Origin of the sequence: Brevibacillus fortis (assembly GCF_003013395.1) — a bacterium.
GTDB classification, from domain to species: Bacteria; Bacillota; Bacilli; order Brevibacillales; family Brevibacillaceae; genus Brevibacillus; species Brevibacillus fortis.
The window spans coordinates 1-8,883 of the sequence record NZ_PXZM01000058.1; the positions used below are offsets into that span (position 1 = coordinate 1).

Below are 8,883 nucleotides of genomic sequence, written 5' to 3' on the forward strand. Positions count from 1 at the left end.
ATAGTAATCATTCTCTATATAATCATAATCGTTCCAATAGATATTGATTCTCATTATCATAAATTTTCAGGAGGCTACGTACATTGAAACACGCAGGATGGAAAACCGGGATGATTGCTTTGCTACTGACAGGTGTAGTTGGATGCAGCAGTTCAGCGTCCCCCGCAGCTGTCACACAACAATCTGCTACCAGCTCACAGTCGGACTCGTCGACATCAAGTCAACAAGCCGTTCATACAATCAGCGTAGATGAAAAGAAAGTGGAAGAGCTACTCACCCAATTTAAAACCCAGCCACCTACAAAAGTCGTGACTGTTTCCGTAGCAATTACCGAGATATTGAACGAGCTGAGTGTCACTCCCGTAGGCGTACCGTCGACAAGCAGCAAGCTGCCAGCCTCCCTCGACAACGTTCCGCGTATCGGCACTTCTCACCAGCCTGATTTGGAGCAGGTCGCAAAGCTTCAGCCTGACGTTATTCTCGGCCCTACGTCAATCAAAGCGAGCATCGATAAAAAATTCAAGCCCGCCGCACTGCCTACCGCGTACTTGCCTGTAGACTCAATCGACGAGCTCAAACTGTCTACTGTCGTACTTGGACGCCTCTTCAAACAGGAAGAGAAGGCTACAGCATTTCTCCAATCCATCGTGGAAAAGGAAAAAACCATCATAGACGCGACCAAAGGGAAATCCGCTCCCAAAGTATTGTTCTTGTTCGGTTCTGCCGAGGCCCTTATGGTCATGAATGAAAATACGTTTGTCGGAAGCCTTGCCCGCAATCTCGGCGCATCCAATGTCGCTTCCGATGTCCTGAAACAAACCGAAACATACGTGCCGCTCAATATGGAATCGATCGTAGCTGCCAATCCCGATGTCATTTTACTGGTAGCGCATGGCGATCCGAGCGCAGTGACCAAAAAGTTCGAAGAAGACGTGAAGAAAAACGGCGCATGGGAAAAACTGAGCGCATTCAAAAATGGCAAAATGAAAGCACTCGATTACAGCACATTCGGGATCGCCTCTCTGGTAAAAGTCCCGGCTGCCTACGAGGAGCTCGCACAAATCCTGTATAACAAATAAGGAGTTTTTCCAGTGACCCAGAACATTCAGAACAGGAAAGCAGCTCTCTTGGTGACAGCTTGCATCATGCTCGCTGTAGCTGCACTGCTCTCCATTGGTCTGGGGAGTGTGCGCCTCTCTCTTGCCGAAACAATTGAAACCTTACTGGGACACGGCGATGCCGCCAGTCAAACCATTCTGTGGGATATCCGGATTCCGCGTGTTTTTCTCGCACTTTTGATCGGGGCCAATCTCGCTGCTTCGGGTGCCCTACTGCAAGCCGTCATGCAAAATCCGCTTGCCGATCCAGGCTTGACGGGCGTATCCAGCGGAGCAGCCGTTACGGTATTGTTCATCATGCTGGTCATGCCCGACTATTCTTACCTGATACCCCTAGCTGCCATCATCGGTGGCGGAGTAGCAGCAGGCATGGTCTATTCCATGGCTTGGAAAAAACAGGGTGGATTAACACCTGTGCGAATCATTTTATCTGGAGTTGCCGTCAACGCTGTCTTTGGCGGAGCAATCGGATTATTGTCCATCCTATACAGCGACAAGCTGCCGGGTGCACTGCAATGGATGAATGGCAGTCTGTCCGGAAAAGACATGGGCGATGTCCTGGTGATGCTTCCCTACTCGATCGTCGGGTGGATCGCGGCGCTGTTATCGATCAGGCAAGCAAACATTTTACGCCTCGGAGAACAAGTCGCTCACAATTTAGGACAAAGCTTGCATCGATTGCGCCTCTCTCTTTCTATCATCGCGGTCTATCTGGCAGCCGTTTCCGTATCGACTGTCGGTCTTGTTGGGTTTATCGGACTGGTCGTACCGCACATGGCTCGCATGCTCGTCGGCTCTGATTACCGACTCTGCTTGCCGTTAAGCCTCGTGCTTGGCTCACTTGTATTGCTTGTTGCCGATACGTTTGGTCGAACTGCATTCGCTCCTTTGGAGATTCCTGCCGGGATCGTCATGGCAATCGTGGGAGGACCTTATTTCCTTTACTTGATGAGAAAAGGGGGCATGTGACTTGTTACAGGTGCAATCGTTGAACATCAGCTACGGTCCACGTCCAATCGTCCATGACTTTTCCCTCGACATCCAAGAAGGAGAGGTTGTTTCAATCATTGGTCCAAACGGTTCAGGAAAATCATCGATTCTCAAAGCGATTTCACGGCTGATTCCTTGTGAAAGCGGTCGTGTATGTATTGCAGATCAAGAATTGAACAGCCTGAGTATGAAGCAAATCTCTCGCATCATGTGCATGCTCTGCCAATCCAACACGTGCCCGGCAGACGTAACCGTAGGAGAGCTAGTCGGATACGGTCGCGTTCCCCATAAAAAATGGTATGAACGCCTGAGTGGCGAAGACTACGAGATCGTCACATGGGCTTTGGAACAAACGGGTATGCGAAGCTACAAGGACCGCTACCTCGTCTCTCTGTCTGGCGGGGAAGCACAGCGTGCATGGATCGCGATGGCTTTGGCTCAACGACCGAAAATTTTGTTGCTCGATGAGCCGACTACCTATTTGGACATCGCCCATCAACTAGATGTGCTTGAGCTCGTTCGCAAGCTGAATCAGGATTTGAAGTTGACGGTTGTCATGGTGCTGCATGATTTGAATCACGCCAGCGCCTACAGCGATAAAATTTGTGTGATCAAAGACGGAAGCCTGCGTGTTTTTGGAAAACCTCAAGATGTGCTCACAATGGAGCTGATTCGCAGCGTGTACGGTGTCGAAACCGAGATTCAGTACACGCCAGACAGCGCTAGCCCCAGGATTCACATACTGAAAAAAGCAAACTAAACAAGTGAGGTGCTCGTATGAAAGCGATGGATAAGGAAGCGATGAAGGCCCAGTACCAATCGTTTGCTGCGAACATGAAGACGCTCATGTTAAGCACGGTCGACGAGCATGGAAAACCGTTTCTCTCCTACGCCCCGTTCGTCAAATACGATGGAAAGTTCTACATCTACATTAGTAAAATTGCGAATCACTATCGCTACATGGAAGAAAATCCGGCAGTCGATGCCATGCTCATCGAAGACGAGTCGAAATCAACCAATCTGTTTGCTCGCCAGCGCGCCCGCTTCGTGTGTTCTGCCCTGAATCTGGGGAATGCGGGTTACGAAGAGATCTTCGAGCTGTTTGCACAGTCATTTGGAAAAAACATGATGGATATGCTGCGCGGTCTTGATTTTTCCTTGTTCGAATTGACACCATCAGAGGGACGCTATGTAGCTGGGTTTGGTCAGGCTTACGACATTGATCTGACAGCTGATAAATTTGTTCACGTCAACCGAGATGGTCACACATCAACAAACCGGTCTTGACCGGTTCGTCTGACCGCAAGCGGTCACATCCAATTTCTATGAAAAACGTCGAGACGTTTTTCAGTTAACGGAGGAATATCATTCATGACCTATTCAACCGCTTTGACACTTTGGCTCACCATCCAGGAGCGTTTTCACAAGACTGCGAAAAGCATGCCCGAACAAGATTTGCATTTGAGCATGAATACAGTCTCTATCGGGTATATGCTACGCCATAGTGCTGAGGTCGAGTACATGTTTGCCGAATGGTTTTTCGGCAAGAGCATCCCGGCAGACATAGAGCTATTGACGAAACACGGTCCTGCCGGAACCAAAGTTGTATTTACTAACCTGCAAGAGCTCGCTGATTTCATGACCGCTTCTAACCAACACTTGATCGATGCGATGCGTGACTTACCGGAGGAAGCGTGGCATAAGCCTGTTGAGACGCCATTGGGCTCTTCTACTCCATTAGAAGCATTGGGCCGCCTCATGTATCACACGGGTATCCATGCCGGACAAATTTCTCAGATGCAAAAATCATTTCATACGAAAGAAAAGGAACTCACCCACTAAGCTTTTGTTACCGCCTTTCACACGCCAAAAAGAGCTTCTCGTCACTCTTGACGGGAAGCTCTTTTTGCATGTATGCCACGATCGTTACATCACGATTTTTCTTGCTGCGTTGACGAACATTTTTACACCGACTTCGAGCGCAGCCTCGTCAATCGTAAAACGTGGATGGTGGTGCGGATATGTGATGCCCTTTTCTTTGTTTCCGGCAGCAACGTAGAAGAAGCAGCCTGGGGCTTTTTGCTGGAAGGCGGAAAAATCCTCGCCACCCATGGTTGGACGCATATGCTCCACCCATTCTGCTCCCAGTGATTCTTCGACGACCTCTTCCATCAATTTCGTCACTTCGGCATCATTGATGACCGGGCGATAGCCGAATTCGTACTTAAACTTGTACGCCGCGCCGTGTGCTTCCGTAATGCCTTTGATCACGCGTTCCATGAGTCCCGGAACAGACTCGCGCAGATCTTTGTCAAAGCTGCGGACTGTCCCGCAAATCTCTACAGCACCCGGAATGACGTTATGTGTCGTTCCCCCCACAAATTGTGTGACTGAGAGAACCAGATTATCGAGCGGATCGGCATTGCGGGATACGATGTGCTGAAGATTGGTCACCACTTGTGCCGCAATTGCAATGCTGTCGATCGTTTGATGCGGGAGCGCCGCATGTCCGCCTTTTCCAAGAACGGTGATCCAGAACGTATCAGGAGCTGCCATCATTGGACCTGGGCAGATACCCACTGTCCCAAACTCCATCGTCGACCACAGATGCGTACCAATCACCATGTCTACGCCGTCCATGACGCCTGCCTGTACCATTTCCTCTGCCCCGCCTGGGAATACTTCCTCCGCGTGCTGAAAGAAGAAACGAACCTCTCCCTTAATCTGATCCTTCATTCCGGACAGCAGCTTGGCTGTTCCGAGCAGCATGGAAGTATGTCCGTCGTGTCCACACGCATGCATGACGCCAGGATTTTTCGATACGAATTCAAACGTATTCTCTTCGGTAATCGGCAATGCGTCCATGTCAGCCCGCATGGCGAGCACTTTTCCAGGCTCGGAACCGATCAGTCTGGCCATCACACTGTTTTTCGTCGGTCTGGACACTTCCAGATTGCCAAAGCCAAGCAATGTCTCGTATACAAACTGTGCTGTTTTTTCTTCATGAAAGGATAATTCAGGGTTCTCGTGCAAATACCGTCTCCACGCGATTACCTGATCCTTGATTTCTTCGACCGCCTTATTTAGCGTTACCACTGCTGTTGCTGTCATCGCCGCTCTCCTCCTGGTTTACGTGGCTCCCCCACTTACTATCTCTTATGCCTATTTTGCCAATGATAAAACGGTGCGGTACAGTACTTGCGCTCCGTTCGCACAATCCTCTTTTGTCGTGAACTCTGCCGGGTTGTGGCTAATGCCATCCTTCGAACGAGCGAAGATCATACCAACCGGGCACAGATCGACTAGCTGCATGCAATCATGCCCTGCGCCACTCGGCAGTCTAAATGCTTCCAAGCCTTCTGCCCCACACGCTTCGGCTACAGCATTCTGGATATCGTCCGAGCATACAGCAGGAGCGATACGTTGCAGCAGTTCTACTTTCAACGTCACATTGCGATCAGCACAGATCGCTTTTGCCCGTTCGTAAATACGCTGTTCCACTTCATCGCGGATCGCTTCGTCCACATCGCGCAAATCAAGCGAAAACTCGACTCGTCCTGGAATGACATTCACTCCGCCAGGGAAAGCTTGCAGCCTTCCAACCGTCCCTACACTGGTTCCTGTCCGTCCGGCTTCTTCCTCGATGACAAGCATCACCTGAGCGGCTGCTGCCATCGGATCACGGCGCAAATTCATCGGCGTTGCCCCAGCATGACCGGCTTCTCCCTCTAACACGAAATTCAACCAGAGCGGACCCGCCACTCCTGTCACGATCCCGACAGATAGCCCACGGCTCTCTAGTACCTTGCCTTGCTCGATATGTAGCTCCACATACGCCTTCACACTTCCGGGAGTTCTCGCAGCGAGACTGGTACAGTCCGGGTCAAGCCCCGTTTGCCGCATTGCTTCGGCAATCGTGACCCCATTCTTGTCTGCTTGTTCCAGTTCGTCACGCTTGATCAGCCCAGCGATACCACGACTGCCGATCATCCCGTAACCAAAACGCGTTCCTTCTTCATCCGTGAACGCGATGACTTCGATCGGATGTTCTGTTTCGATCCCCTGTTCCTGCATTGTCTGTAAAACTTCTACACCAGCGAGTACGCCAAGCGGGCCGTCATAGTCGCCGCCATTTGGTACGGAGTCGATATGCGAACCAACCAATACGACAGGAGCGGTCGGATTCTTCCCTTCTTTTCGCCCAATCAAGTTCCCAACCTCATCTTCGCGAACGACGAGGCCTGCTTCTTTCATAAAGCCTGTGACGAGATCTTTTGCCGCCCGTTCTTCTGGCGTAAAAGACAGCCGCGTGATGCCTCCAGCCTCTTGCTTCCCAATGCTGCCAAGCTGTCCCAATCGATCCCACAACCGATCTGAATTGATCATGACGCGCCACTCCTCCTTCTATGTTGAGCCAATAACGGTTGATTAACGGTTATGTCCTTAATTGTATAATAGTCTGTCTATTCTCTCAATAGCTGTTCGATTTGCTGTTCAGGAAGAAAAGATCCTTTTGTCATAATCGTATTTGCCTTCTCGTCCACTTTTGCTGATTCGTATCCAACATCCAAAAAAACTCAACCTTACTCAATTCCCCTTTCAAATGCCCGATCGTCTCTACTCGATCCTTTTCCTCTTGCTCATCAAACAAGAGCTGCTCTAGCAGTTCACATATATCTTCCAACGTACGTCGGATTTGATAGAATTCCAACGCTTTTCGATTGACCACATAATTTGGATGTGCCATAAGATAGGTAGCCATAAACTCCTCAAAAAAAGGCTTACCTACTAAAAACATCAAATCTGCTTCTACCGGAGCCAGCTTCACCCCTTCCCAGTCAATGAGAATAAGCTGTTGATCGGATTGCATCAGATTCCAGTTGTGAAGATCCGTATGGCAAAGTTTCATTTTAACCGCGCTACCTCGCAGTTCCTCTGCAATTATCTCCAAATGACTCATGCGGGTAGCCAGTATGTCGGCAAAAGGTTTGACGATTTCATTCACATCATCAGGCAGATGGTGGATATTTTCGGTTAGCATTTCTCTGAACTGCTCGGCAAATGGGATGCGGAAGTCTTCCTTGATTGCAGCCGTACTGACCGGGATTTCTTCTCCGTACAAATGCAACTCTGCTATGATTTCTGAAAGCTGGCGAATTTGCATCGAGTTTAACGCTTGGCTGCCAATGGTTTTCCCCTCAATATAGGCAAACAGCTGATAGATACCCACGTCGTCTTCATGTTTATACGCTGCGTTTCTTGTCTGTAACGGAACTGGAATTTTGCCTTGTAGTCTGGTCTGGCATGATAGCCACTGGATAATGGGAACATACTTATCGATCAGCGCTGTCCACTTTGGCGTAGATGCTCTGCTTTTTTCATAAACCTTCAAGAAATAGGCGTGCTGGTCGCTTATGACTTTATAAGCAAGCGCAGACCATCCTCCTTGCTGAGGGATGACATCAATAGCTTCGATATCATAGTGGTGTCTCAATATGGTTTTGAAATGATCCATAAGGTACTCCTTTCTCAGCCATTCACACACGCGATCAATTACCACCAACATACAAAAAATTGCCTTGCCCCACAATAGGAGCAAAGCAATTTTTCAAATAGTACAAAAAGTATTTCGTGTAACAAAATATTCTACTTAATTATTGCACTCCAATTGCGTCATACGCATCTTTTACAGATTCTACTTGTTGGGAATTGGCGCCAAACAGTACTGTTGCGGATTGAATCGCTGCTTGTCGCATAGCGGAGAAGTTAGAGTTTGGATTGAGATAGTTTGTTAGAGCGTAGTAGTAGATTTTTGCTGTGTCATTGCGACCGATGCCTGTGACCGTTACACCGGAGTGTGTGCCACCCTCTGCGAGGAGATATGCCGCTTTATTGTTGATTCCGCTGTTAGTGTGAACGCCTCCCTCGTCTGCTGGACCGATGTATCGATTGCTGTAGTGGTCAGGATCACCAGCCACTGTTGGATCTTCGAGAGAGCGCAGTGCGTCTCCTGGCGTTTCTGGCGTGTATACATCTTCACCTATTAACCAATCGTCATTATCTATCATCGCCGCAAAGATGTCAGACATGGATTCGTTCAGCGCACCAGACTCGTTTTCATAGATCAGACCGGCTGTTCGTTCTGTGACAGCGTGAGTTAATTCATGAGCAACGACATCCAAGCCAGCGGAAAATGGGCGGAATAAGCGTCCATCTCCATCCCCGTATGTTATTTGTACGCCGTTCCAGAATGCGCGGTTATCGTTTCTACCGTAATGGACTGTGGAGATGATTTTCGCACCCTTGTTGTCAAAGCTGTTGCGGTTATGTGCGTTTTTGTAGTAATCGTAGGTTGCCTGAGCATGGGCATGAGCGTCGACAAGTGCTCCATCTGTCCAGTTGTTATCCGAGTCAGAACCAAGAGTACCAGGTTGGATTAATCTGTTGCGTGCATTGTACGTTTCGATACCCTTGCCGCGCGTCGTATCTTTCGCCGTATAGTTGGTATTGCTTACTTTCGTTACTTCGAATGATTTGGTGTCACCTAGTACTCCTGTACCCGTCCCTGTAATCTCATGGAGCATATTGTATTTGTTAATCACATCACCCGAATCCGCGTCGATGAAATACTTCCAACGGCCTGGCTGTGGATCGAGGAAATTCAGTTCCACTTCGTAAGCCAAATACGATTCATCTTCGTGGATGTAGACGTAGAGTTTCCCTTTTGGCTTCACCTCGAACTTCTCCACTTTTGCGTCAATCTCATCCTCCAAAT

9 protein-coding genes are annotated in these 8,883 nt (G+C 49.0%); 5 read left to right on the plus strand and 4 right to left on the minus strand.

Features of this window, described 5'->3' with window-relative positions:
• Positions 1-83 precede the first annotated feature (83 nt).
• The 5 genes from C7R93_RS28455 (at position 84) to C7R93_RS28475 (ending at position 3,950) form a co-directional block, all read left to right on the plus strand.
• On the plus strand, positions 84-1,079 hold the full coding sequence (locus C7R93_RS28455) for a helical backbone metal receptor (protein WP_106841944.1): 996 nt from the start codon (positions 84-86) through the stop codon (positions 1,077-1,079).
• A gap of 12 nt (positions 1,080-1,091) precedes the next feature.
• Positions 1,092-2,087, plus strand: coding sequence for a FecCD family ABC transporter permease (locus tag C7R93_RS28460; protein WP_106841945.1), 996 nt, complete (start codon positions 1,092-1,094; stop codon positions 2,085-2,087).
• Position 2,088: 1 nt separating this feature from the next.
• Positions 2,089-2,868 (plus strand): ABC transporter ATP-binding protein, encoded by a 780-nt coding sequence (locus C7R93_RS28465; protein ID WP_106841946.1) that lies wholly within the window; start codon positions 2,089-2,091, stop codon positions 2,866-2,868.
• 17 nt (positions 2,869-2,885) lie between these two features.
• A complete protein-coding gene (locus C7R93_RS28470) occupies positions 2,886-3,395 on the plus strand; it encodes a HugZ family pyridoxamine 5'-phosphate oxidase (protein ID WP_106841947.1) in 510 nt (169 codons plus the stop codon).
• 84 nt (positions 3,396-3,479) lie between these two features.
• Positions 3,480-3,950 carry a DinB family protein gene (locus C7R93_RS28475; RefSeq protein ID WP_208637861.1) on the plus strand — a complete coding sequence of 157 codons (471 nt, stop codon included), beginning with the start codon at positions 3,480-3,482 and terminating at the stop codon, positions 3,948-3,950.
• Positions 3,951-4,034: 84 nt separating this feature from the next.
• Here C7R93_RS28475 and C7R93_RS28480 read toward each other — a convergent pair whose 3' ends face one another.
• The 4 genes from C7R93_RS28480 to C7R93_RS28495 form a co-directional block, all read right to left on the minus strand.
• On the minus strand, positions 4,035-5,219 hold the full coding sequence (locus C7R93_RS28480; RefSeq protein ID WP_106841949.1) for a M20 family metallopeptidase: 1,185 nt from the start codon (positions 5,217-5,219) through the stop codon (positions 4,035-4,037).
• A gap of 51 nt (positions 5,220-5,270) precedes the next feature.
• Positions 5,271-6,494, minus strand: a complete 1,224-nt coding sequence (locus C7R93_RS28485) for a Zn-dependent hydrolase (protein WP_106841950.1) — start codon at positions 6,492-6,494, stop codon at positions 5,271-5,273.
• A 130-nt stretch (positions 6,495-6,624) separates the two neighbouring features.
• Positions 6,625-7,623: an aminoglycoside phosphotransferase family protein gene (locus tag C7R93_RS28490; RefSeq protein WP_106841951.1), complete on the minus strand. Its 999-nt coding sequence runs from the start codon at positions 7,621-7,623 to the stop codon at positions 6,625-6,627.
• Between the two features lie 139 nt (positions 7,624-7,762).
• Positions 7,763-8,883, minus strand: a 1,121-nt coding sequence (locus C7R93_RS28495) for a M4 family metallopeptidase (protein WP_106841952.1), incomplete at its 5' end; no start/stop codon positions are given.

What these genes read in the sequence shown, in the direction of transcription:
- C7R93_RS28470 (WP_106841947.1), top strand. Translation starts at nt 2,886, where the DNA reads ATGAAAGCGATGGATAAGGAAGCGATGAAGGCCCAGTACCAATCGTTT.
- C7R93_RS28475 (WP_208637861.1), top strand. Translation starts at nt 3,480, where the DNA reads ATGACCTATTCAACCGCTTTGACACTTTGGCTCACCATCCAGGAGCGT.
- C7R93_RS28480 (WP_106841949.1), bottom strand. Translation starts at nt 5,219, where the DNA reads ATGACAGCAACAGCAGTGGTAACGCTAAATAAGGCGGTCGAAGAAATC.
- C7R93_RS28485 (WP_106841950.1), bottom strand. Translation starts at nt 6,494, where the DNA reads ATGATCAATTCAGATCGGTTGTGGGATCGATTGGGACAGCTTGGCAGC.
- C7R93_RS28490 (WP_106841951.1), bottom strand. Translation starts at nt 7,623, where the DNA reads ATGGATCATTTCAAAACCATATTGAGACACCACTATGATATCGAAGCT.